Source organism: Sporosarcina sp. FSL W8-0480 (genome assembly GCF_037963765.1).
In the GTDB taxonomy this organism is placed as follows: domain Bacteria; phylum Bacillota; class Bacilli; order Bacillales_A; family Planococcaceae; genus Sporosarcina.
In genome coordinates this window covers 1651521-1675790 of record NZ_CP150166.1, presented here as the reverse complement: position 1 = coordinate 1675790, position 24270 = coordinate 1651521, and the positions used below count along the sequence as shown (strand labels likewise).

Sequence of the window (24270 nt, the reverse complement as noted above, 5' to 3'; positions counted from 1 at the left end):
TTTTGTTTTATATGATACTTATACTACTACACTAATTCAGGTTTTTCCTAAATTAATTATCGAATGATTCGCTTGATCAGCGAAAGTCTATTTCCATACGGTGGGAATCCCATACGCACTGAGAGTTTTGTACTCTTCTTTAAAATTGACTTTGAATGGGTGAACAAGTCAAAACTTGCTTTGCCATGATAAGCGTTCATTCCGGATGCGCCCACTCCCCCAAACGGCAGATGAATGTTACCGACATGGGAAATCGTATCATTTATACAACCCCCACCGAACGGTAGATTTTGCAAAAAGTATTCCTGTGCATTTGCATTCTCACTAAATAGATAAGCAGCCAAAGGCTTCGGCAATTTTTGAATTCTATGAATAATCTCCCCTAAATTCTGATAAGTTAGAATAGGTAGGATAGGGCCGAAAATCTCATCTTCCATGGACGGACTCGACCAAATGATATTATCCAAAATCGTTGGACTGATGTATAAATCATCACGATTCACCTTACCGCCGAATACAATATTTCCCTTCTCTTTTCGAATTAACTCCGACAAACGATCAAAATGCTTGGAGTTCACAATCCTTCCGTAATCCACACTTACTGAACTATCTGCTCCGTAAAAATCACGTATGCAATTAATAATTTCTTTTATAAGCTTATCCTTAACGGACTCATGGACCACGATATAATCGGGGGCGACACAGGTTTGTCCATTATTAAGAAATTTTCCCCAGACAATCCGCTCGGCTGCAATTTTGATATTTGCAGTCTGATCAACGATTACCGGACTCTTTCCACCTAATTCAAGAGTTATAGGAGTCAGTCTTTCAGCAGCCGCTTTCATGACGATTTTCCCTACCGTTACACTTCCGGTAAAAAAAATATAGTCGAATGGTGCGTGTATTAAAGCATTTGTTTCTTCAATTCCGCCTTCTACGACACAGATAAACTTTGGTGGGAAAATTTCTGTTAATAGATCATTTATAAGTGTAGTTGTATGAATAGCAGCCTCTGACGGTTTAACAACTGCACAATTACCAGCTGCGATAGCACCTATCAGAGGATCCATTATTAATTGGAAAGGATAATTAAATGGGCCAATAATCAGCACCGAACCATATGGCTCCCTTACAATAAAACTTTTCGCGGGTTGTAAATGTGCCGGTGTTTTCACTTGCTCAGGCTCCATCCATTCCCTTACGTTTTTTAGCATCATTGAAATGCTTGATAAAACGAATCCCACTTCGGTTACATACGCTTCAAAAGGGCTCTTTCCTAAATCTCTCTTCAAAGCTTCGTGAATTTTATCTTCATTTTGCTTAATCGCATCTCTCAAGCGAATAAGCATTTCTATTCGGAAATCGGCATCCTTTGTCTTACCCGTCATGTAAAATTCCCGCTGCAATTCAATAATTTTATCTGTATTTCTTTGAAAATCCAACATCTCAACTCCCTTTAGCAAAAACAAATTGTCAATATAGCAAAAGGACTGAATTTCAACCGACAAATTCCGACCAATTACGCAGTTTGGCAAAAAGCTTGTCAACATATACTAAGATTACACAATTCGTTGGGTGGTTCCTTCGTTTCAGTTGTTTTTAATTAAAACCTTCAGACTCACCTAATAACGGGCCAAAAGATTCTTTTTCATTGAATGACGTTTTAGTTCCTTTAAGTTAAGGGTAATGAATTATCACATCGCAATTAGTGAATATATTTGAAATGGAGGAAATGAACATGACAACAACAGATACTTGGTGGGAAACAATCTTTGAGGGAAATCTTTCATTAGGTCTCAACAAGGAGCGCATCTCGGACCTGAACGATGAAAATTTCCTCTTCTTTGACGACCGCCTTGACGAAGAAAACGAACATGCACATTCATAATAAATAACTTGGCTTTCCTTTTATAGGGAAGCTTTTTTAGTTATTATTCAATACTCCTCCATAAATATAACGCTGCATAGCTTAAGTATGGTTCCCAATCCGGAAAATGTTCCATCATTTCTTCTTTTGTCGGTTTACGGTCCATTGCCCATATATTTTTTAAGGCGTTTTGCAATCCTATATCCGCTAATGGAAATAAATTAGGCCTTCCTAATCCGAACATAAGAAAATTTTGTGCAGTCCACGGTCCGATTCCGCGATGGACAATCATTTCACGTATTACCTCTTCATCATCCATTTTTTCAAACGCATTTAAATTTAGGTTCCCATCGACAATTGCACGAGACAGGCCGATGACATACTCTGCTTTCCTACCGCTAAATTGAAGTTGGCGTAAATCTTCCACTTGAAGTGCTGCAATCCTTTCAGGTCGAGGATATCGCCATACCCCATTTTGATACTCACCAAAGTTCTCGACGAATCGCATCGTTAAAACATGTGAAAATGTCAGATTCAACTGTTGGTGAATGATACTCTTCATGAGTGAACCGTACAGTGAGAACTCTTTTATTAGCGGTGTCCCAGCGTGATCCATAAAAAGCTTCTCAAGATTGGTATCCCGGAAGTGGTTGGCAATCGTATCTAAACGGATATCAAAATGAAAAATGGACTTCACCTTATCAACTTGCTTTTTATCTATTGCGTTCTCGAGCAAAAACATAGGTGAATCCTTCGTGCCTAACCCACGTAGAGTGATAATATTCCCCTCTTCCATCGGAATCTTCACTTCCCTTTTTCGCAAATCGACTGCATTTACCGGATCCCCCGCCAACCGTTCAAGTGCTCGATCAAAATCATAAATAAACGGTAATGAAATTTGTATTTCCACCACCCCCCTTTTCCTTCCATTCTACCTTTTTATCATCGAAAGAAAAAACTTTTAGAAATGATGTTGACTTCTTGGACAAACCCGCTATAATAATAAATGTGCAGTAAGCAAGCACATCTTCTCCCGATTCCGTAGCTCAGCTGGGAGAGCGCTACCTTGACAGGGTAGAGGTCGCTGGTTCGAGCCCAGTCGGAATCATTGGGTGCCAAACCCGTAGGAAGGTTGTCGGAACAACAGCCTTCTCCAGAAACAGTCCTATTAGGCCGGATGCCTAGGGACTGTTTTTTTATGTTTTTTTACAAAAATAGAGTATAATTTGACTGTTGTTCTTATCTTTAATACAAAGGAGGAGATTACAATCTACCCAGAGGAAATCGGACGGAAAGTTAAGGAAGCAAGACTAAACATGTCTTTGACTCAACAGGAATTAGCAGATAAATGCTCGTTAACAAAGAGTCATATATCAAAAATTGAAAATGGGCAAGCTTCTCCTGCCCTTGCAACATTATCAAAAATCGCAAAGGAATTAAATGCACCCCTATCTTGGTTTTTGGAATCGAGCAACCAAAATAAGTTGTCGATTGTAAAAAGTGCAAAAAGAACAGTAAAAGTCGGTAATGAAGAAATTGGGTATACATATGAAGCCTTGGCGAAACGTTCTCATTTCAGCAAAATTGAACCAGTCATCGTCACTGTCTTGCCGGAAGCGGAATTAGTAGAACCGTTCACACATGCGGAGGATGAATTTATCTATGTCCTGTCTGGCTCCATCCATCTTTATTATGATGGCGAATTACATTCACTGGAACAGGGTGATAGCGCTTATTTCGAAGGAACGATCCCACATATATTTCTTTCTACCGGAAATAATGAAGCTAAAGTCTTGACGATGTATATTCAAGTCGATGCCCTGTAGTCTGAAAAATATCTTTGTTTTGAATGTAAGTGTTTACATCACGCCTATTTTCATGTACCATTCTGTGTAACCGCATTCAACCAAGTTGAATGTAATTACACAACAAGGAGCGTATACAATGACAACTACTAGAATTCCAGGTTTTTACCGCTTATCATCTCACGAAAGATTAAATATTGTTACAGAGGGACGTGGCTTAACCGAGGATGAATTATCGTATCTATCAGCCAACCAAACATTACCTATGGATTTAGTAGATTCAATGATTGAAAACGTTGTAGGCCAAATCGGAATCCCAATTGGAATCGCGACCAACTTTAAAATTAATGGAAAAGATACGTTCATCCCAATGGCTACTGAAGAACCATCTGTTGTTGCTGCAGCAAGTAATGCGGCAAAAGCTACATATGAACATGGCGGATTCTTCACATCGATAAGTGGAACAATTATGCGAGGACAGATTCAAGTTCTTAATGTAGCTGATCCTTATGCAGCAAAAGCCAAAGTCTTCGAACATAAAGAAGAGATTATGAATCATTGTAATGAAAAAGATCCAACACTAATTTCTTTAGGCGGTGGAGTAAAAGACCTCGAAGTGCATATTATTTCAACGACAAATCATACTATGCTTGTTATCCATCTTATCGTAGATACGAAAGATGCAATGGGAGCAAATGCAGTAAATACGATGGCTGAATCCGTTGCACCAATGATCGAAACAATAACTGGTGGTAATGTTCTTCTAAGGATCATTTCTAATTTGGCTGATCGTAGATTGGTTCGCGCACGTGCAGTATTTTCAGCAGAAGCTCTTGGAGGCAAAGAGGTTGTTAAAAACATTGTAAGCGCCTATGAATTTGCAGAGTTTGATCCCTACCGTGCAGCTACACATAATAAAGGAATTATGAACGGTATTTCAGCGGTGGTTTTAGCGACGGGTAATGATACTCGTGCGGTAGAAGCAGGTGCCCATGCATACGCCTCTGTATCCGGCCATTATAAATCTTTGACGAAATTCGAAATAAATGCGGACGGTGATCTGTCGGGTTCAATCGAGCTTCCTATGGCTGTTGGAATTGTTGGCGGAGCAACGAAAACGCATCCAGTTGCAAAAGCTTCTTTAAAAATTATGGGCATAAGCTCTGCGGAAGAACTCGCAGGTTGCATTGCAGCAACAGGTCTTGCTCAAAATGCTGCTGGTCTTCGTGCACTTGCATCAGAAGGCATCCAGAGAGGCCATATGTCACTACACGCAAGAAATTTAGCTGTTATGGCAGGCGCAGCTAAATCGGATATTGATCGGATCGTAGCTCAAGCAGTGGCTGAAAAAGATTTAAGATACGATCGAATTTTGGAGATTACTAAAGCAATTCAAAGAGGTGAATAATTTGAACGATAAACATGCCAAAAATAAATACCTGGAAATACTTGGAGACACAATTGTACCAAATCAGTTGCTCTTCTCAATTATTATAAGTGTCGCAATAAGTTTAGGTGGTTATAATCTTGGTCTTTGGTTTTTCCCTTCCATCGCTAGTGAAAACATGGTCGCTTCCTATTCCCTACTTCTTGGAATTACAGGAACCGTCCTTGCATTATTATTTTGTTCGATTGTCTTTAAACCAAAACGAATATTGATCGAAGAAGAAACTTCAACTAACAGTATGAAAGAAGTTTTTGAGGATTTACAATTAGATGCTGATGAAGAGCTTGCGTTAATAGAGAACGATCCAGTTACCAAAAAAGAGTTAGAGGAACTTGGTGTTCTTGAGCATTTTAGGGCTCTCGGGGGTGACAAGAAGAAATGAGTTTATTACTAACGGCAATTTTATTTGCATTAATTGGTGCAATCGTCTTTTCTTTAATCGGATTGATATCCGGTACGGATGAAACAGCAATCATGGTTCCCCTAACTTTGTTAGTTATCTTGTTGGGCGCTCCCCCAGTAGCTGTATTTTCATTCTTCATGGCTGCTGTATTGGCGAAGCATCTAACTCATGCTGTTCCAACGGCGTTAATGGGAATCCCAGGTGATACGACGGCAGTTCCTTTAGTCGACCACGCCAATACACTTCGAAGAATGGGTATGCCCCATGTTGCTTTAAGAAAGATGATTTCCGGTGGTATTATTGGAGCATTTATTGCTCTACCAACAGCGGTACTGTTAGGACAATTTTTAGGTCAGTTTGCTGATTTCTTTAAATCATCGGCTGGAATCATTTTCACACTTGCAGCTATATTAATTGCCTACTTCTCAAAAGGAAGATGGGTAAGTGTTTTAATGATCATCCCTTTTGCGTTCTTTATCAAAAGTTTAGATTTAATGAGTTTTACACTTTTAGACAAACATTTATCGATCAGCTTCTTCTTGGGAATTGCTGTCGGTCCTATGTTTTCTGATATATTGTTTGCTACATCTGCAAGTGCGAAACGCTCAATTGAAAGAAGTAAGCCTAAAGAATACCACTTGGCCCCTGAGACGAAAGCATGGAAAGGATATTTTCCAAACCCATTAAAAATACTCTCAGGTAGGCAAAAGTTTTTCACAGCAATTACGACATTTATCTCTTCATTAACCTTTGTATTCAGCCCAGTCGGTATGACCTCATTAATGGGTGAAATCGTTGGGTCTCGTACGAAAGGGTCTTATAAAAAATCGACAACAAGTTTAACAGTTATGAATGGTGTGACTGAATCTACATACATTGCAGAAGCGATCATTCCACTTATTGCGTTTGGGATTCCTTTGAGTCCTGTTGCATTAGGACCAGCTTCTCCTTTGTTCAATGCACCACCTGTTTTCACAGTTGACCCGGTAAATAACCTGCATACGTACATGACATCATGGGATTTCTTCATTTATGGATTTATAGGTCTGGCTGTCGCATCACTAATCGCTTATCCATTTTCAATGAACTATGCAAGAAAGGCTTCCGTTATCGTTATGAAATTTGTGAGTCAGGAAGCAATCGTTGCAATGTTCCTTGGTTTGGCATGTCTACTTGCTTTCCATGAGGCGCAATTTGTCGGAATCGCCCTTACCTTTACGGTAGCAGCCGTTGGCGGTCTACTAAATCGTATCCTTGGTATTGGAGCAGGTGTACAATTCATGGTGTTCTATGCGTCAGCTTGGATTATGGCAACCCTATTTGGATTCTAATTGAAAGGGGTTTGTATGAATGGCAGGTAAACAATTCCCGGAACAGGTATTTATCAGAGAAGTCGGCCCACGAGACGGCCTTCAGAATGAAAGTAAGTTTATCGATACAGAGGACAAGATAGAATGGATCAACAAGCTTTCATCGACTGGGCTGAGCTATATAGAGGTCACTTCTTTCGTTAATCCTAAATGGATTCCTGCATTATCCGATGCAGACTCCGTAGTCAAACAGATTAAAAAAGCTCCCGAAGTGAAATATGCAGCACTTGTACCTAATATGCGAGGATTAAGCCGTGCTTTGGAGAGTCAAATAGATGAAGTTTCAGTTTTCCTCTCCGCAAGTGAATCTCATAACAAGGAAAATATTAACAAAACAATTAGAGAAACAGAGTCTGTTCTTGCTGAAGTTGTGCGCGAATCAATCGCAAACAACAAAACGGTAAGGGGCTATATATCAACGGTATTCGGCTGTCCTTTCGAAGGTAAGGTTGAGATAAATGAAGTGCTTCGATTGACAGATTCCCTCTTTGAAATGGGCATAGAAGAATTATCATTAGGGGATACTATCGGCGTCGCTAATCCGTTGCAAGTAAAAAGACTTTTGGAAGTGCTCTTAAAACGCTATCCACAAGAAAAAATAGCGATGCATTTCCATAATACTCGTGGGACAGCTATGGCAAATGTGCTTGCCTCGTTAGAGTACGGAATTACTAAGTTCGACAGTTCCCTCGGTGGTCTTGGCGGATGCCCATATGCACCCGGTGCATCTGGTAATTTAGCTACGGACGATCTTCACTATATGCTTACGAACATGGGAATTCAAACAAATATCGATGCTGATAAACTCCATGAAGCAGCGATGTTCATTCAGGATAAAATGGACAAGCCTTTGGATAGTCATACCGTTAAATATCGAATGAACAATAAAATATAAGCATTCATTTACAATCCGAGACTATTATCTTATAGTCTCGGATTTGTCTAATAGAGAGGGAGTTTTAAGATGGCAGTTAAGAAATCATTGGCGGATTATCAGAGGGAATATGAAATAATTATCTTTGCGGATCAACCAAAAAAGGATCTTCTACTTGCCGGTTTAATGACTGAGATGGAAAAACAATTCAATATCCCCTTCCCAAGAAACAGGGCATGGGAAAAAGAGAATCCAAAGATTAATGCAATGTACAGGAAAATAGCGATTACGAGGACACTTTAACATCCTGTTCGAATAAAATAAGAGTACGATCAATTGAGAGACTGGGTGAATAACGTGTTCATTGATGATCAAAGAAGAAATGATTTGATTTGTTATCCTAATTCAGCAATTACAGCAGCAAATAGAGAAACAAGAGCAACAACTGGATCTAATGAAAGATTTAATAAGCAGCATCAAAAATAAGAAAGAAAGCCATGAGATAAGTTCATGACTTTCTTTCTTATTTTTCATATCAAAATCATTGAATCGGTATTAGGATTTCAACTACTTCTTCTTCTGCATCTTCCTCAAAATAAAAAATTTCGATTGAACATGAGTCGTTCTGTTTTTGTTTATATCCATTCTCCCCCATCCAAGCAAACAATTTATCATATCCCTGGCCAATTGTTTTGTTTGAGCAGCTGATTTTCGCGTATTTCATCAATGGGAGTTTTATTCCCATCATACCTTCAGGGACTTTATTTATCTCTTCAACTTCTAAACAAGCAAAATAAGTGGCGAAGATACCATTTGACATATATGGGCTGAATAATACCCGTTTACTCTTATTATTCGCCACCTCATCCATCCTTTTTTCAAAATCCATTTGAACTTTTATGGCAGCATCCGGGAATCCTTTAGGAAAGTTCGCTGTTATGCTCTGCCCTACCAACTGGTACTCCCGTTCGATAATTCCACATTCAAAAGTGGCAACTGTTTTCACTTCCATTGTTATCTCCCCCACAACCGTATTTCCTATATACATTCGCCATTTGTTTTTGGAATCCTTCAAGCAAAGTAAAAAGTTGTAAGTAAAAAACCGCCTACGTATTTTCGTAAGCGGTTGGTTATTCAAGATAAAAATGATGCAATGAAAATAACGATGATGGCAAGTGGTGCAACAAATCTTACGATGAATTTCCATGAACGATTCAAAAACGGATGCATTCGAAGCTCATCATCTGTTTCGGCAGTTGTTAACAAAAACCCAGCAAAAATCGAAATGAGGAATGCTCCAATCGGTAATCCGAATCGGCTTGTCAAAATGTCAGCAAAGTCGAAGAACGTGCCCCCAGGAAATTTTACGTCTGATAGCACTCCAAATGATAATGCACTTGGAATCCCGACGATGAAAATTAGCAAACCAAACAGCCAAGCTGCTTTCCTTCTCCATTCATTTTTCTTCCCGATACCTGTTGACACAACAATTTCCAACATAGCAATTGAAGAAGTAAGTGTTGCAAACAATAGTAGGATGAAAAACAGCACCATGAAAAATCCACCCAAAGGAATTTCATTGAAGATAGCTGGTAAGATAACAAATATAAGTCCTGGACCTTCATCAGGTGAGTGTCCAAGAGCGAATACGGCTGGAAAAATGACGATTCCTGAAAGTATGGAGATGAAGATATTCAAAATGGAGACATTGAACGCTGATTGACCAAGTTTTTCTTCCTTCGGCAAATAGGACGCATAGGTGAGCATCGCCGTTACACCGACGCTTAATGAGAAAAATGCTTGTCCAAGTGCAAGTAAAAATGTTTTTCCGGTTAAGTATGACCAATCCGGTACAAAGAGAAATCGGATTCCTTCCATAGCTCCTACAAGTGTTACTGATCGTATCGCAAGCACAATGAAGAAAATGAATAATAACGGCATCATCCATCGGCTCGCACGTTCAATCCCGCCCCTAATGCCGCTTTGCACAATCCAGACCGTCAAGATCATGAATACTGCCTGAGCAAGTAACACTTCTATCGGATTTGCGATAATTGAGCTGAATAGCCCGACATAATCTGATGTATTAAGTCGAGATGCAATTGCCCTTGTAAGATAGGATAAAATCCACCCTCCAACCACACTATAAAATGATAGCAGGATAAAGGAAGTGCCCAATCCAAGCCAGCCGATCAAATACCAGCTGCTTTTCGGTGCAAGTCGCTTAAGGGATGTAACCGCATCATGCTGTCCTCTTCTGCCGACAACAAACTCAGCTAAAAGTATGGGCAGACCTATTGCCATCGTACAAATAATAAATAGCAATACAAATACACTTCCGCCATTTGTGCCCGCCATATAGGGAAACTTCCAAATAGCCCCAAGCCCAATGGCACTGCCTGCGGCTGCTAAAACAAATCCAATCTTAGATGTCCATTGCTCTCGTTGTTTCAATAAAAATCACTCACTTCTTTCACAGTGAACCCACTGAATTTTTCTTATTATACCTTATTCAACCTGAAATGATCATTAATTTATTATTCCGTAAACCATAAACATAAAGTAAATATTTCCATTGATAATGCAGCAAAACCCATGTATTATATAAACATAAGCTGCATTGTACGTATACCATTAAGTTTTAACCTTTATGCTGTAAAAGGGAGTTTTATATAAGAACAGGAATGGCAAGCCCTATCCTTTATTGATCGGGACAGACAGGAATGTTTTTGCGAACACCCACTTTGAGGAGTGGTGGTTTAAAACTTTCTATGATTAAATACGGCAAAGGCGGCTTTACTTACATAAAATTATTCAGCACCTCCCTTTTGGGTGGTGCTTTTTTGAATGATACTTATCAAATTCCACATCCTAACGTAAAGGAGATGAATTTGAAATGCGACATATGCTGATTGCTCTTGGTCTGATCATCACCACTACTCATTCTACACTTACTCATCAGTCGGTAGTCATAAACGAACCAATTGAACCTGCCTATGCAAAATGGGGCCAGCTTGCCATGAAAGAAGTCAAAGCAAAATATCCTAATGCTGATATTATTGATTACTTACATGAAGGAAGCGAATCTGTTGGAGACTCGACAGTTGAAAAGTTTAAACTATGGCTTAAAGAGGCAAACCGTGAATTCGGTGTTTTTGTTAGAATCACATATAAAACCAACACTGGTGAAGTAGAAGGTATTGACTATCGGGAATCTGACCGATGAAAACAATGAGGATCAATCACATGTTTTGATGAAATTGATCCATTCCTTCCCTATTTCAAAAATAAAACCATCAATTCTTCATCATAATATGTACCATCTACTTTTAAAGCGTTTTTCTCAATTCCATACGTTTCAAATCCAATTGAAGTATAAAGTCTATTGGCAGCTTTATTCCTACTGACTACTGTTAGATGAATTTGTTCAATACCTCCTAAATTCCTTGCTGTTGAAATCGCTTCTTTGAGAAGCTGTTTTGCAATGCCATTCCCTCTTTTTTCTGGTTTGACATACATGGCAACAATCGTTGCACGATGTTTGAGTTTCATCATTTTTTCTGGAATTAACGTAACGGTGCCAATTAAACCATCTTCGTCAAATGCACCAAAGGTCAATGAATCATCATTCCCAAATCTACCTTTATACTTTTCGGCTGTTTGCCTCTTCTCCTCCAAATAGCTTACGGCAAATGCTTCTGAGTTCATCTGTAACGCCTCTAACCGTATGCCATAGTAGTCTTCTGCATCTTGCGTGCACAATCTTCTTATCTGCATCTATACTCCCCCTCTATGTTTTCACTTACTATAATTTATATATCTATCGTTGACCAGTAAATTAGCACACTCGTCCTTTACACCTCAAACATACATTAATTGAGTATAATAGAACAATATATAGACGCTGATAATTGCTGAAAGGGTGGTAACATGTCAAAAGAGCTATTCATAACAACTGATCTTCAAAAAGAATGGATGGATAAAATAAAGGGTCTTGAATCTCAATTTAGAGGCTCTGCTGAAAAGACAGACCGACTTGCAGTCTTTCCGAGAGAAAATATTCAGTCACTTGTTGATATCGGCTATACAACACTTACACTACCAAAACAATATGGCGGTGGGGGAATCACGGTGACAGACATGGTTTTACTACAAGAAACAATTGCTTCCTTCGATGGTGCCACAGCGTTATCCATTGGTTGGCATCAGGGTGCGGTCGGTGACATTTATGAAAATAAATTATGGGAACCGGACCATTTAGTAAGTTTCTCAAAAGAAATCTTGAATGGTGCATTAGTAAACCGAGCAGCAAGTGAAGCCCAAACAGGCAGTCCCACTAGAGGCGGTCGTCCTACGACAACTGCGGTCAAAAAGGATGGACATTGGGCCATCAACGGGCAGAAGAACTTCACTTCGATGTCGCCTGTTCTCACTCACTTCCTCGTCTCTGCCTGGGTAGAGGAGCTGGGAGGCAACGGCTTTTTCCTTATCAGTAGAGACAGTGAAGGTTTATCGATAAAAGAGACTTGGAATATGCTTGGCATGCGTGGCACCGAAAGCCATGACTTGATATTGGAAAATGTGAAGGTCAATGAGGATGATTTCGTTGAGTTCAGTAAAGGCCCCCGTGGTGACAAATTGAATGGTTGGCTTCTACATATTCCTGCCTGTTATTTAGGAATTGCACAAGCTGCACGTGATTACGCTGTGAAATTTGCAGTCGAACACAAACCGAATAGCATTCAAGGGAGTATTTCTGAGTTGCCGAATGTCCAAAGTCATATTGGGCAAATAGATCTCGAATTAATGCAAGCGAGGCATTTCCTTTATAGTGTTGCGGCTGCGTACGACGACATTACTAGACGTAAATCGATGAAACAAGAATTAGGAGCTGCAAAGCATGTAGTGACAAACGCTGCAATTCGTATAGTAGACCGTTCGATGCGTCTCGTCGGTGCGAAAAGCTTGGAGTTAACCAACCCACTTCAACGCTATTATCGAGACGTCCGGGCAGGTTTGCATAACCCACCAATGGATGATATGGTGATTTCGAAATTAGCGAAGGTGGCAATCGAGGAAATACGTAATGATTAAGAGGCTTGTCATTACAGGGTACAAAGCACATGAATTAGGTATTTTCAACGATAATCATCCGGGTATCGGAATTATCAAAAAGGCATTGGAGAGCAGATTGACTTCCCTACTGGATAGCGGTCTTGAATGGGTGATCATCAGCGGACAACCGGGCGTCGAAACATGGGCTGCAGAAACGGTAATTGACTTACAAGAAACCTATCCATCATTGCAATTTGCTGTCATCACACCTTTTTTGGAACAAGATAAAAATTGGAATGAAGCGAAGAAAGAAGCCTATGAATTCATCCTCGCCCATGCGGACTATACAGTCAGCTTAACAAAACGGCCCTATGAAGCTCCATGGCAATTCATCGAGCGTGATAAATTTTTATTGCGGAATTCGGACGGAATTTTGATCGTTTATGATGAAGAAAACGAGGGATCTCCGAAGTTCATGAAGCAAATGGCTATGAAATTTGCTGAAACAAGCGATTACGAAGTGTTGACGATAACGGCCGATGATTTACAATTGGTCGCTGAGGATCTGCAAAGGCAGGATTGGGATTGATTTGCTTGTAGGAGAACTTTAGGCTGAGGAATGAGAACTTTAATAGTTTAAAGGAGAAGTTCGGAACGAAGAACGAGAACACTTGTGAAAAAACGAGCGCTTTCCAGAATAAACGAGCGGTTCTCGAAATAAACGAGCGTTTTCCGGAATAAACGAGCGCTTTTCGAAATAAACGAGCGCTTCCCGGAATAAACGAGCGCTTCCTGAAATAAACGAGCGCTTCCCGGAATAAACGAGCGCTTCCTGAAATAAACGAGCGCTTCCCGGAATAAACGAGCGCTTCCCGGAATAAACGAGCGCTTCCCGGAATAAACGAGCGCTTCCCGGAATAAACGAGCGGTTCAACCAAAATAGCTGTCCGCCAGTCAACTAACGACTGGCGAACAGCTCCTCCCTTTATTACTGCTGATGCTTTTCCAAAAACTCCAACATCAAACTGTAAACCTTTATTTCATTCTCTTTCTTCGAAAAACCATGACCTTCATCTTCCAAAACAAGATACTCTACATCTCGGCCGAGACCCTCTAACTTTGCTACGATTTGGTCAGATTCCTCTTTCACGACGCGCGGATCCTTCGCGCCTTGAATAACCAACATTGGTTTCACCATTCCGTCAAGATAAGTTACTGGTGAATCTTTTATGAATCGCTCTTTATCACGTTCAGGATCCCCAAGCCAGCGATCCATTATCGGTTTCCAGTGAGGCGGAACTGAATTGACGAATGTAAATAAATCGGATGGTCCGAAAATATCTACGACGGCTTTGAAGTAATCGGCATGACGACCGTGAAGTAATAATGCCATGTAACCTCCATAACTGCCCCCGACAAGGAATAGACGGTCACGATCCGTAATGTCGTTGTCGAATAGCCACTCAATTCCTGCTAAACAGTCAAGGCGAGGACCTTCACCCCAGTCCCGTTCTACCATTTTTGTGAATTCCGATCCGTATCCAGTACTGCCACGGAAATTTGGTGCGAAGATGTTATATCCTCTGTTCAGGAAGCATTGGAACATCGAACGGAACATTTTCCGTTCAGATGCTTGCGGACCGCCGTGTGGCCAGAAAATTGTAAAGCCATTTGCATTCTCGGGTTTTGCCTTGAACAGCAACGATTCGATTTCCAAACCATCGAATGATGTATAGGAAACCACCTCAGGCTCAACCATTCCGTCTTTGCTGACTCCAAGTACCCTATTTTCAGTAAGTTGCACCCACTCTTGTCCATTCGTTGACTTGAAAATATTATGTGGAGCTGTTGCACTTGCACCTAAAATGTAGAGATTTCCAGCTTTCGTATATTTGATTTGATAAAGCACGTCAACCGGCAACTTGCACTCTTCCGGTTTTCCCCCTTCCAACTTATAGCGATATAATTTATCGGTTACACCTTTGGAAGTGACGAAGTAGAACTCTCCGTTATCCTTATTAAACTTGATTGTCTGAACACTTTCCCCTTCAACTTCGTGAACTTTCGAGAATTCCTTTGTCGTTAAATCAAATTTCGCGATATAAGAAAAATCCCCTTCATAATCCGTTACAAAGTAAATTGTGTTGTCGTCCGTAAATATTGGATCATAAACAACATGCACCTTGGAAGCGTCCGGCGTTAAGTTGAATGTTTCTTCCCCGATTTTCACGAAACTAATTGTATACGTGTTTGCAAATGATCGAGAAAAAACAAACTTCTCTTCGTCGCCCGATACTGCAGATAGACGCGTTGGTGATATCTCACCAATATTCAATAAAGTATCAACGCCGCTTTCCAAACTCCGCATATGGGTGTTCAAGAACATTGGATTATCCAAAGATGTCACATAGTAAACTCTCTTTCCGTCTTCACTTAGATGACTGAAAAAGAACTTTTCATTTGCATCCCCAGTTATTAACGGTTGTGGCAAACCACCTTCAACTGGAATCGAATAGATTTGATAATTTTCATCCCCATCACTATCAAATCCAGCAAGAACATACTGATTATTCGGATCAAACTTGATAAAGCTGCACGATTCATCTCGATGAGCGAACAAATAAGGAAATGATCCAGACAGATCTATTGCCCATAAATTCATCTTCCCATTTAGATTCGTATTGAAAACGAGTTTTGTTTCATCAGCATTTACATCGAAATTTGTGATTGCATACGTCCGGAAAAACTGTTCTACTGTTGGTTTCGCGAAAGTAATCATGAAATTCCCCCTACTAAATCTATTTCCCATCCAAAGTATAGTATAACATTACTCATCTTATGAAAGAATCATATTTGACTATCTTCATCGAATAATCATACATCTATATATTTACTCAAATTGTCGGCCTCACAAGCATACTCTGTCATAGTGGGGGTGAAGCGATTGGAAATTGAAAAACAGCAGACAAATGGAATGGCTGTAAGCTCACTTGTTTTAGGTATTTTAGGTGTCGTATTAAACCTGATTCCACTTCTTCCTTATCTACTTGGAATATTAGCTATCGTTTTCGGAACGATGGGCAAAAAAGTGGAAAGCGGAAAAGGAATGGCCGTTGCGGGTACTATTTTAGGTGGTATCGCACTAGTCATGAAAGTCATCTTTTGGCTCTTTGTCATTGCAATTGGAGGTTTAAATTATTAGTTTGTTAACAGAAAAATCCGTCCTGAAATATAATCGGGACGGAAGTTTTTCATGCATGATTCAGTTGGTTCTCTACCAACTCTCCGATGAACGGCAATTTGAAGTAATTTCCTTGATACACCTGGTACATCATGAAAATCATCAATACAAAAGAAATTGGACCCAACAACAAACTAATCATAACTCCAATGACTGGAATGAACCCTAAAACAATGCCGACTAAGAAAATTGCAATTGCAGTGAAAACTGCTTGTAAGGCGTGGAAACGGATGAAACGATTTTCTTTTTCTATAAACAGAAATACAATTCCGATGATGAAGATATAACAAAGCATTCCGCCAACATTCTCTGTAAGTCCAATGGATGTCTTATTGGATTTATCCTGGGTAACTAAAAGATTACTTTGCTTTTCATCATCTAACTTTTTTTCACTCAATCAGCATGCCCCCTTTTAAGCTACTATATGGGAGTGCTATTGGAAACATTCCATAGACATAGATTTGTTTGGGTCGGATTTATTTTGAACCTGCTTTCCTTTCACTAATATACGAGAAGCTTTTATCGATTTTTTCTGCAATAAAATGCGTTCTCTCAAACAAAACCGATTTTAGGAAGTCAACTTGGCGCATCAACTTGTCGACCAATCCTTCTTGCTGATCAATCCTGTCCACGATTTTCTCCTGTGTTCTCCTCTGTTCATCCAGTGATACCGAAAATTGCTGTTGACGTTCCAGTTGCTCATCCATCTTCCTCAAAAGAATTTCCTGATCTACGTCAAACTTTTTTAGTTGCTCTGCTATTTCTGAGTTTGATTTGCTTAACTGATTAATTTGCTGGACAAGTTCTTCATTCTTTTTCCGCTTTTTCTCCAAAGCATTTTGCATCTCTTTATTTTGTTTATCCAGACGTTCCAACGTTTCCATCGCTTCAAGCTCGAAATGGTGGTGATCTGATTGATTTTTTAAGATTTCATCGAATCGATAGTCGGTCGTCTTCCATCGTTCGGATTGAATCCTTTTCTGATTTCGAAGTTGTTTCTCCAATACACTATATTTCTCATTCATTTTGTCAAAGGCTTTCTGTTGTTCTTCCAATGCCGTTGATATCGTATCAGTACGAAAGTTTTCCTGATTACGATTATCTATAGTATTGCCTTCATAAATTTTCAAATCATTTTTTCTGTTAAAGAACAATCCCATCATTCAACCTCCCATCTATCGTTTCCTTTATGATATGTCGGCATCTCTTGATACGTACGGAAGTGGCAGGTAATGTGATGTCCAAAAATACCAAAAAAATAAGAAGGGATATGAAAATCCCTTCTCTACACGATTTGTACTTGCTATTTTTCAAAAACCTGGTGGAGCACTTTGTCCGCCTGAACGTTAATCAAGTTTTTATAAATACTATTATTCGGTTTAGTTCGAAGTGTTTTGGCAAATGAGTTGGCATGCTCCGCCTCACCAACTACATATAATTCTTTCCAGTCACGTTCTTTCCTAATCCTTTCGACAATGACGCCCATTTCTTTATAAAATCGCTGCAGATTTTCTTTGAGACGCTGATCAAGTCCATCGCTATTCCCTTCGCCGGTCCCTGTTTGAAGTGACGATTTCACACTGTCGTTTTCTTTCCAAACATCAAGACCCGAGTCAAATGCATAGGACCTCTCACCGGTAATGAACCCCATTGCAGTATCCAAAATACGAACTTCCCCAAAACTTGGCAAAACAATGCCTGCCTCAGGATAAGCCTTTAGCATATACTCCATTTCCTCCAAAACTGGGTGATCCTCCCAGTGAAAACTGTTCTTTACTTGCACTTGGACGTAATGAACAGACCATAATTCGGGATCTTCCGCTGCAAAAATGACTACCCCTTTATTAAAGTCGTTTTGATTGGTTTCAATTTCCTTCATGACTTTATCCCTTAATTTCTTGTACGCTTTCAGTTCTTTTTCATCGTTAGATGCTTCTAAATACTCATGGAGGCGCTTCAATCCTGTTTTCAAATGGATTCGCCAAGCACCATTCTGTTGTTCCGGGTCAGCAGGGTTGGTATTTAAGTAAACACTTAACACACAGCGGGAATCACATTTGTATTCCTTCAATTTTTGCAGTTCTTTACTTAATGTCATCTATCCCGAACCTCCTTAAAGTATGCTCACTTTTAGCATACCCCTGTGGTTCAAAACTAAAACGAGGAGTTTCGGCATGTCAGTCGTTAATCAAGTTTCACTCTAATTACTTCCCCAGTTACAGCGTCCACTTTCACTTCGTATTTAACACCTTGAGCGTTACGAATTTCAATTTCATAAAGCAAAATTCCATCATCGTATTCCAATTCTGCTTTTATGACCTCACCTGGGACACGTTGTAAAGCAATTTCAGTTGCCTGTGTCATTGAAATTCTCCGATATCGCGGATTCTGCCAATGCCCTTCCCAATTATTAACCATCAATTATGACCTCCAAACATTTTTGTCATTCCATTTCATCATATTCATATGCCTATAAAATGTACCTCATCTGGCATAAAACGATTGAATAACGCCATATTATGAACGACGATGACGAAAGGAGCGAAAATTCATGGGAAGAGATAATCATAACAACAAGACCGGAAACAATAAAAACTCTTTGCCGCAAACTCCAAAAAACCAGAAGATCAATCCTAAAGATATGAGAGAGGAAATAGCAAAGGAATTTGCAGAGCTTCGCGGAGACAATAAGAATAAAAAGAAGAAACAATTTAGATGGCCGTAAATAGTATGCCCCTACACTTAAAATTCACGTGTAGGGGCATCAGATTTTAATGAAATCATATAAAAACGCATAAAAGTCTTTAAAGAAGCATAAAATCCTGGAAAGACGCATAAAAAATAGTTATGCGTATCTTGTACGATTTATGCGCAACTAACAAGATTTATGCGCACATAAACCAATTTATGCGTCTTTATAATCAAATTAATTACTTTGTTCCAGACTTTCATATACAGCCATCATATCCTTTTTATTCAACTCACGAATACGATTGAAAATCGGAATGTCTGTTACGGCTTTTGAACTTTCATCCACAACGTCACTTACTTTGCCATTGAGCCAAGTTTGTACGTCTATCCCCTCGACCAGTTCCTTCAAACCTTCCTCATTGATGCCTGTAGCATGGCAGCTTACACATGGAATCGTTAATTTGTGCACGCCGTCATGTAAATTATCCTCTGAAATCACTTTTTTACCTTTACAGAACGGACAAGGATGGGCTTTTCTAATTTTGTTAATATGTGTGACTATTTTTTTATAACCAAATGCTTCATAAACATAAGTCAGCTTTTTGTATTTTCCGTTTGTGAAATACTTATCGATAATCGTTTCTCTTGTTTCATTCACATTTTGAAAATCACAGATTGTCACTTGATTATTGCTGTTGATCGATTCGATATTGCCTTTAATGTTATCCCAAAAAGGCAAAGCATTTTGTAAGACTATTTCATAACCAGTGAAGCTTGCCTGCTCCAATTCAAACATTTTCAATGCGACTTGTACCTCCCGAGGTTGCAATGAAACATCATCGGTCAAAATCGTCTCGCCTCTGACAACCGATTTTAGTTTAACAAGAACAGGCAAATCACCTACGATTTCCAATACTTCATCAACCGACAGATTAATCAATTCACGAATATCCGTGTTTCCGAATTTTAGCGGCTTTTGGTGGTTCAACACTGTACCTTCACATATTGGACATGTAATCTTTTCTTTAGAAACTTTCATTTGCTCTTTGATTTCTGATTTTGAAACGACCATATACATGCCTAAAATCGTATTAAATCCTACCCATGTTCTTCGCGCCTTGCCTTCCTTATCATAAAATGACTTCTCAAAATATCCATACCAAAACGTATGCTTCTCTTCATCGGTCATCTCGTTATAGCTTTTTGAAAGGTCATGTCCTAATTCATTCTTAATTTCTTCAAATAGAAATTTCAGCTTTTCGTGTTTATAATACTTCAATACTTCCATCACGTCAGGGTGAAGCAATCCATTCCAGAACGGAACATCTTTGTTTTGAATGACAAGCTCTTTATCAAAGATTTCAATCTCAAGACGGCCGGAGCATGATGGGCAATGATTGTCTTTATTATAGAAATCAAAGCTTTTCGTATCTTTGTTTGTAGGATGCGCCGCCACGATATGGTTGATAATCCCACCGATTTCATACAGAAAGCTAAATTGGCTATACAAATGTCTTTCAAGGTCAATGGCAATGACTGGCGCGATGGTGTCAGATTCGTATTCACCGTAAATCAAACGGGCCATCGATGACAAGCTTTTTAAAATACCGCCTTTATAGATGTTTTCTGCGTTTTTAAAGTAGTCGATATGATTTTCTTTTAAATAGGAAATGCCATTTTGCTGTTTCAGTGTAGAGGAAATATGCGCCGGTACCTCAACATCTTCTCTATTTTTATCCTTATAATAATCATTATGACTAACGACTTCTAAATGTGTAACAGGATCACTCATTCTCTTCCCAAAATCAACGATGAAATCGGAGCTTTCCATCATGTATTCATTATGTTCAATCATAATAATTGAAACAGTTTCGTCTTCAAGAATTAGCCTGATACTATCTATGAATTGATTTAAAATATTTTGGGATAAACCTTTTGATGGCTCGTCAAAAATAAAAAGAGTATGGGGTTTTCTTGAATTAGTAAATAGCTCCGAAACTAAATGCACACATTGAAACTCACCGGTCGATAATGTTTGTGTCTTTCTTTCCAACGTTAGGTAACCGAGTCCAAGTTTGATCAATAAGCTCAAGCGTTTATGAGCAATGTCTTCATTCGGCAGTTCATCGATAATATCTTCAATCGAGCGTTCAAAAATATCATCAATCTCATCGCTGTATTTATTAAGCTTCTGTTTAATATCAAGAAACGTTGCAACTGTCGATCGGCTCGTAATTGATTGGTTTCTGTCCTGGCCAACTGTGACCAATTTATCTTGCGGATATCTCTTCACAAAATCTTTGGCGACACATTCGTTTATAAGTGTAGATTTACCGCAACCAGACTCACCCGTAACGGTTACAAGTCTGTTTTTCGGAATCTCAAATTCAGCCATTTGGATATTACGGCAGTAAAGATCCTTAAACATATAGGTCTCTGTTGGCTTTTCTACATTCAGTTCCTGAAAAACAGGTTGTGGGCGCGGTGATTCTTCTACAATTTTCCCGCCGTATTTACCACTGCCCGGTCCGAAGAAAACTTGCTCATCCGTAATATCAAGCACCGTGTCCGAATGGTCGATGAGTAAAATTTGATTTTTATAGCCCAATTGCTTTATCTGCTCTAAGATTTTCAGTAATGTTTGGCGATCGAGACCGACTGAAATTTCATCAATAATAATTACGGTGTTTTCACTTGCCGCCATGAACTCCGCCAGGTAAAGGCGAGTCAGTTCTCCGCCAGATAATGTACCCATTATGCGGTTTACTGTTAAGTAACCGATATTCATATTGATAATATTTTTGAGGATCAGTTGTTTCGCTTCACTAATATGTAATTCTTTAGCAACTGAGAGAATCGTTTCAACGCTCAAATTATTAATATCGGAAATCGTATGCGGTTTATCAAGTAATTCAATCGTATATTGCATTACATCTTGATTATAGCGTTTACCTTCACACGCCTTACATTCAACGTTACTATTACTCCCGCGTCCTTTACATTTCGGACACCAGCCTAACTCATTATTAAATGAAAATACTTCTGGAGAAAGATTGAATATATTGGCAAGCCTTGTACGAATTTCTGTAAAAACGCCAGTATGTGTGCCAATTGTCGACCGTGGATTAGAAGAAATCGATGATCTTCCTAAGAAAAGCACTAATGGCATCTCTTCCATTTTAATGGCACTGAAATTTGTTTCCATAATATTCGGGAATAGGTATTGGTATTCCGCCTTCGGTAATAATGAAACGAGTCGCTTCTTCGACTCTTCACCAATTGTTTGGCAGAAAGTTGTTTTTCCAGACCCGGATAATCCAGCAATGCCTAATGATTTATCTTCAGGAAGATTTGCATTTAGGCGTTTAATATTGTTTGCGATTAATTGATTTATCTTCATCGTGGCCCCCCATTCTCTAATATTAGTATCTTTAGATTTCATTACTTTAATCAATTTTTGCAATAAAAATGACGCTTTCCTTGTTACGGGAAAGCGCATTAATAATTTTTATTGAAATAGCATCCTAATAATAGGATAATACGACACCGATAAGTGTCATGTCAAGTTTTTCTACAAGGGGCGATTCTTCCTGACAAAGGCCCATTCTTTTCTCGTTAGGGTCCATTCTTTTCGACAAGGGCCCATTATTTCCTCGTTAGGGTCCATTCTTCCTTACAAGGGCCCATTCATTTCCCCTACTATCAATCTTTTTTAAATGAAGGACTTAATTCGCTCCACACATCAAATTTATTTCCGTCTACGTCCGAAAATACGAAATTGACTCCTGCGTGTCCACGCTTTTCAATCTCGCCAACCTTCACTTCGCGTTCGATTAAAACCTCATGCAACATTTTTAAAGCCTTTTCCCCATCGACTTCAAATGTAAGAGAAAAACGCTCTTTCCCATAGACATCCAAAAAGTTGGATGTTTCGTTTTCTTTCGCCTTTACTAAAAAGAAACTTTGATCTGCTAAATTCAATATTGCTTTGTCATCGTCCTTATAACTTAATTCCGCATCCAACTTTCCTACGTACCATTCAGCAGATAGGTCAACATTTGATACAGGAATATACGTAGTTCCGACCCTTAATAATGTTGGATTCATTCGCTCTGCTTGTTGTTTCACATCAACCAACTCAAATCGCTCACAAACAAGTAGCAAGTCTTCGGTGAACTCCAAACCAACCTTTTCTAATTCCCGTTTGAAATAGCGTTCATGAATCTCTTTCCAATTCCGATAAGACCCATCACCTTCCGCCAAGGCAAACTCCTCTGTCACTTCATTCATCGGAATTATTGATACATCTACAGTTTTAATGATTGCGACTGGCTCGTTTAAACTATTTAGGATAATGCTATACTCGTCAATTACTGGAACCGGTTCATTCTCCAGTTCATATAATACATGCGCAGAACAAGTCGCCGTCTTCCTTCCTTCTATAACCGCTTGCGCCAACTCATCCACCGCTTCCCCAAACATCCAGGCACTTACATTTTCCGGACGTTCTTTCTCTCCCCAAAATTGTTCCCAATAATCCTTTGCAGCTTGATTCATGATTTACGCCCCCTCATTTTCTGCAACCTTTTTAACTCGCTGCACAAAATCGACTACTATTTTATCATTCGAAAATAACAAAAAGATTTTCACAAACCATTTCAGTGGTCTGTTTGTTGTAGTATAGATGAATTTAGTTTTTTCATCATCAATCTTAATTAGGTCATAACCAGCTGTTATTTCAAACATCCCACCAAGAGTAAAACCGACTTTAAGCTTTTTTTCATTCGGGGAATCAAAATAGTCGAGTGTTTCGACCTCATACTCCATGACCCGCTTGCCTTCTTTGTACTTTTGCAAATAGATACTTCCAACCATTCCCTCAGTAATAGTGACAGGTTCATTAGAAACCACTTGTGGCATTATCTTTTGCATGTCCTCTAATGACCCATTTAGGAGCTTCCAAACTTGTTCGATTGGCGTCTCAATTTCAATTTCCTTCGTCCACTTCTTCATCAATGTATCCCCATTTCCTAAAAACTATTTAACCGCACTCAAAAACTTGTAATGCTTCAATAGGAATTCATCCAATATATTTTTATGACTTTTAACAATATTCTCCGGCAACTCATGGGGTGAAAAGTATTTAAATGTAATGGATTCAGCCTGATCGACAACTAAATCCCCTATTGCATTTTCCGCATAATAGGCGGTTGTTACGACATAAAACTCATCCCCATTTGCAGCTCGAATAAAATGTTCGGGACCTGAGTAAACATTGATCAATGTCAGTTCATCCACATGTAGACTCGTTTCTTCAAAAAGTTCTCGTCTTGCCACATCTTCTGTTGACTCCCCTAACTCCATTAATCCGCCAGGGATTCCCCATGCCCCCGCTGGAAACTTCCTTTGCTGCAACAAGATTTTTCCCTCTTCATCAACGACAATCACCACAGATCCAACAAAAATTAATGGTCGGTGTCCAACAAGTTTACGTAAATTTTCAATATAACCCATGAT

Annotated in this window: 27 protein-coding genes, 1 tRNA gene, 1 other RNA gene and 1 pseudogene; 15 read left to right on the top strand and 15 right to left on the bottom strand. The window is 39.3% G+C overall.

The window, feature by feature from the left end; translation table 11 throughout:
- Positions 1 to 56: 56 nt before the first annotated feature.
- On the bottom strand, positions 57 to 1442 hold the full coding sequence (locus NSQ43_RS08795) for an aldehyde dehydrogenase (protein WP_339249368.1): 1386 nt from the start codon (positions 1440 to 1442) through the stop codon (positions 57 to 59).
- 296 nt (positions 1443 to 1738) lie between these two features.
- On the opposite strand from NSQ43_RS08795, the gene NSQ43_RS08790 reads away from it, so the two are divergent.
- Positions 1739 to 1888 (top strand): hypothetical protein, encoded by a 150-nt coding sequence (locus tag NSQ43_RS08790; protein WP_339249366.1) that lies wholly within the window; start codon positions 1739 to 1741, stop codon positions 1886 to 1888.
- Positions 1889 to 1931: 43 nt separating this feature from the next.
- Here the strand turns inward: NSQ43_RS08790 and NSQ43_RS08785 are convergent, their stop codons facing one another.
- Positions 1932 to 2780: a DNA-3-methyladenine glycosylase gene (locus tag NSQ43_RS08785; protein ID WP_339249365.1), complete on the bottom strand. Its 849-nt coding sequence runs from the start codon at positions 2778 to 2780 to the stop codon at positions 1932 to 1934.
- 122 nt (positions 2781 to 2902) lie between these two features.
- Between NSQ43_RS08785 and NSQ43_RS08780 the strand changes: the two genes are divergently transcribed.
- From NSQ43_RS08780 to NSQ43_RS08745, 8 genes are all read left to right on the top strand, one after another.
- A tRNA-Val gene (locus NSQ43_RS08780) sits at positions 2903 to 2975 on the top strand.
- 118 nt (positions 2976 to 3093) lie between these two features.
- Positions 3094 to 3693, top strand: a complete 600-nt coding sequence (locus NSQ43_RS08775; protein ID WP_339249363.1) for a helix-turn-helix domain-containing protein — start codon at positions 3094 to 3096, stop codon at positions 3691 to 3693.
- A gap of 118 nt (positions 3694 to 3811) precedes the next feature.
- On the top strand, positions 3812 to 5080 hold the full coding sequence (locus NSQ43_RS08770) for a hydroxymethylglutaryl-CoA reductase, degradative (protein WP_339249361.1): 1269 nt from the start codon (positions 3812 to 3814) through the stop codon (positions 5078 to 5080).
- The gene (locus tag NSQ43_RS08765; protein ID WP_339249359.1) at positions 5073 to 5501 is read left to right on the top strand and encodes a hypothetical protein; all 429 of its coding nucleotides are present in this window, start codon (positions 5073 to 5075) and stop codon (positions 5499 to 5501) included. The genes NSQ43_RS08770 and NSQ43_RS08765 overlap by 8 nt, the downstream gene beginning before the upstream one ends.
- Positions 5498 to 6853 carry a tripartite tricarboxylate transporter permease gene (locus NSQ43_RS08760; protein WP_339249357.1) on the top strand — a complete coding sequence of 452 codons (1356 nt, stop codon included), beginning with the start codon at positions 5498 to 5500 and terminating at the stop codon, positions 6851 to 6853. Before NSQ43_RS08765 ends, NSQ43_RS08760 begins: the two co-directional genes overlap by 4 nt.
- A gap of 19 nt (positions 6854 to 6872) precedes the next feature.
- Positions 6873 to 7787: a hydroxymethylglutaryl-CoA lyase gene (locus tag NSQ43_RS08755; RefSeq protein ID WP_339249356.1), complete on the top strand. Its 915-nt coding sequence runs from the start codon at positions 6873 to 6875 to the stop codon at positions 7785 to 7787.
- 69 nt (positions 7788 to 7856) lie between these two features.
- Positions 7857 to 8069 carry a hypothetical protein gene (locus NSQ43_RS08750; protein WP_339249354.1) on the top strand — a complete coding sequence of 71 codons (213 nt, stop codon included), beginning with the start codon at positions 7857 to 7859 and terminating at the stop codon, positions 8067 to 8069.
- Positions 8070 to 8123: 54 nt separating this feature from the next.
- The gene (locus NSQ43_RS08745) at positions 8124 to 8252 is read left to right on the top strand and encodes a hypothetical protein (protein WP_339249351.1); all 129 of its coding nucleotides are present in this window, start codon (positions 8124 to 8126) and stop codon (positions 8250 to 8252) included.
- 55 nt (positions 8253 to 8307) lie between these two features.
- On the opposite strand, the gene NSQ43_RS08740 is transcribed toward NSQ43_RS08745, so the two are convergent.
- Together NSQ43_RS08740 and NSQ43_RS08735 are read right to left on the bottom strand one after the other, a co-directional pair.
- Positions 8308 to 8778, bottom strand: coding sequence for a GyrI-like domain-containing protein (locus NSQ43_RS08740; protein ID WP_339249349.1), 471 nt, complete (start codon positions 8776 to 8778; stop codon positions 8308 to 8310).
- Between the two features lie 122 nt (positions 8779 to 8900).
- The gene (locus tag NSQ43_RS08735; protein ID WP_339249347.1) at positions 8901 to 10220 is read right to left on the bottom strand and encodes a sodium-dependent transporter; all 1320 of its coding nucleotides are present in this window, start codon (positions 10218 to 10220) and stop codon (positions 8901 to 8903) included.
- Positions 10221 to 10375: 155 nt separating this feature from the next.
- Here NSQ43_RS08735 and ssrS point away from each other — a divergent pair.
- A non-coding RNA gene (ssrS, locus tag NSQ43_RS08730) (6S RNA) lies at positions 10376 to 10567 on the top strand.
- 95 nt (positions 10568 to 10662) lie between these two features.
- Entirely contained in the window at positions 10663 to 10992 is a 330-nt protein-coding gene (locus tag NSQ43_RS08725) for a DUF3889 domain-containing protein (RefSeq protein WP_339249346.1), read from the top strand.
- Between the two features lie 50 nt (positions 10993 to 11042).
- Here NSQ43_RS08725 and NSQ43_RS08720 read toward each other — a convergent pair whose 3' ends face one another.
- Entirely contained in the window at positions 11043 to 11543 is a 501-nt protein-coding gene (locus tag NSQ43_RS08720; RefSeq protein WP_339249344.1) for a GNAT family N-acetyltransferase, read from the bottom strand.
- Between the two features lie 153 nt (positions 11544 to 11696).
- Between NSQ43_RS08720 and NSQ43_RS08715 the strand changes: the two genes are divergently transcribed.
- Positions 11697 to 12860 carry an acyl-CoA dehydrogenase family protein gene (locus tag NSQ43_RS08715; RefSeq protein WP_339249343.1) on the top strand — a complete coding sequence of 388 codons (1164 nt, stop codon included), beginning with the start codon at positions 11697 to 11699 and terminating at the stop codon, positions 12858 to 12860.
- Positions 12853 to 13410, top strand: a complete 558-nt coding sequence (locus NSQ43_RS08710; RefSeq protein WP_339249341.1) for a DUF1273 domain-containing protein — start codon at positions 12853 to 12855, stop codon at positions 13408 to 13410. The genes NSQ43_RS08715 and NSQ43_RS08710 overlap by 8 nt, the downstream gene beginning before the upstream one ends.
- 399 nt (positions 13411 to 13809) lie before the next feature.
- Here NSQ43_RS08710 and NSQ43_RS08705 read toward each other — a convergent pair whose 3' ends face one another.
- Complete coding sequence (locus NSQ43_RS08705; RefSeq protein ID WP_339249339.1) at positions 13810 to 15600, bottom strand: S9 family peptidase; 1791 nt, start codon at positions 15598 to 15600, stop codon at positions 13810 to 13812.
- A 156-nt stretch (positions 15601 to 15756) separates the two neighbouring features.
- On the opposite strand from NSQ43_RS08705, the gene NSQ43_RS08700 reads away from it, so the two are divergent.
- Positions 15757 to 16023 carry a DUF4190 domain-containing protein gene (locus NSQ43_RS08700; RefSeq protein WP_339249338.1) on the top strand — a complete coding sequence of 89 codons (267 nt, stop codon included), beginning with the start codon at positions 15757 to 15759 and terminating at the stop codon, positions 16021 to 16023.
- Positions 16024 to 16072: 49 nt separating this feature from the next.
- Here the strand turns inward: NSQ43_RS08700 and NSQ43_RS08695 are convergent, their stop codons facing one another.
- The 4 genes from NSQ43_RS08695 to NSQ43_RS08680 all read right to left on the bottom strand — a co-directional run bounded on the left by NSQ43_RS08695 (position 16073) and on the right by NSQ43_RS08680 (position 18480).
- On the bottom strand, positions 16073 to 16459 hold the full coding sequence (locus NSQ43_RS08695) for a DUF4870 domain-containing protein (protein WP_339249337.1): 387 nt from the start codon (positions 16457 to 16459) through the stop codon (positions 16073 to 16075).
- A gap of 79 nt (positions 16460 to 16538) precedes the next feature.
- Positions 16539 to 17222 carry a hypothetical protein gene (locus NSQ43_RS08690; RefSeq protein ID WP_339249335.1) on the bottom strand — a complete coding sequence of 228 codons (684 nt, stop codon included), beginning with the start codon at positions 17220 to 17222 and terminating at the stop codon, positions 16539 to 16541.
- A 143-nt stretch (positions 17223 to 17365) separates the two neighbouring features.
- Complete coding sequence (locus NSQ43_RS08685; RefSeq protein WP_339249333.1) at positions 17366 to 18160, bottom strand: VLRF1 family aeRF1-type release factor; 795 nt, start codon at positions 18158 to 18160, stop codon at positions 17366 to 17368.
- Between the two features lie 86 nt (positions 18161 to 18246).
- The gene (locus NSQ43_RS08680; protein WP_339249331.1) at positions 18247 to 18480 is read right to left on the bottom strand and encodes a PepSY domain-containing protein; all 234 of its coding nucleotides are present in this window, start codon (positions 18478 to 18480) and stop codon (positions 18247 to 18249) included.
- 133 nt (positions 18481 to 18613) lie between these two features.
- On the opposite strand from NSQ43_RS08680, the gene NSQ43_RS08675 reads away from it, so the two are divergent.
- Positions 18614 to 18787 (top strand): YfhD family protein, encoded by a 174-nt coding sequence (locus tag NSQ43_RS08675; protein WP_339249329.1) that lies wholly within the window; start codon positions 18614 to 18616, stop codon positions 18785 to 18787.
- A gap of 201 nt (positions 18788 to 18988) precedes the next feature.
- Here the strand turns inward: NSQ43_RS08675 and NSQ43_RS08670 are convergent, their stop codons facing one another.
- From NSQ43_RS08670 to NSQ43_RS08650, 5 genes and pseudogenes are all read right to left on the bottom strand, one after another.
- Positions 18989 to 22153, bottom strand: a complete 3165-nt coding sequence (locus NSQ43_RS08670; RefSeq protein ID WP_339249327.1) for an ATP-binding cassette domain-containing protein — start codon at positions 22151 to 22153, stop codon at positions 18989 to 18991.
- Between the two features lie 302 nt (positions 22154 to 22455).
- Positions 22456 to 22860 (bottom strand): VOC family protein, encoded by a 405-nt coding sequence (locus NSQ43_RS08665; RefSeq protein ID WP_339254850.1) that lies wholly within the window; start codon positions 22858 to 22860, stop codon positions 22456 to 22458.
- A 3-nt stretch (positions 22861 to 22863) separates the two neighbouring features.
- A pseudogene (locus NSQ43_RS08660) lies at positions 22864 to 23310 on the bottom strand (ASCH domain-containing protein); the annotation flags it as partial.
- Between the two features lie 3 nt (positions 23311 to 23313).
- On the bottom strand, positions 23314 to 23766 hold the full coding sequence (locus NSQ43_RS08655; protein WP_339249325.1) for an SRPBCC family protein: 453 nt from the start codon (positions 23764 to 23766) through the stop codon (positions 23314 to 23316).
- Positions 23767 to 23790: 24 nt separating this feature from the next.
- The gene (locus NSQ43_RS08650; RefSeq protein WP_339249324.1) at positions 23791 to 24267 is read right to left on the bottom strand and encodes an NUDIX hydrolase; all 477 of its coding nucleotides are present in this window, start codon (positions 24265 to 24267) and stop codon (positions 23791 to 23793) included.
- Between the last annotated feature and the right edge of the window lie 3 nt (positions 24268 to 24270).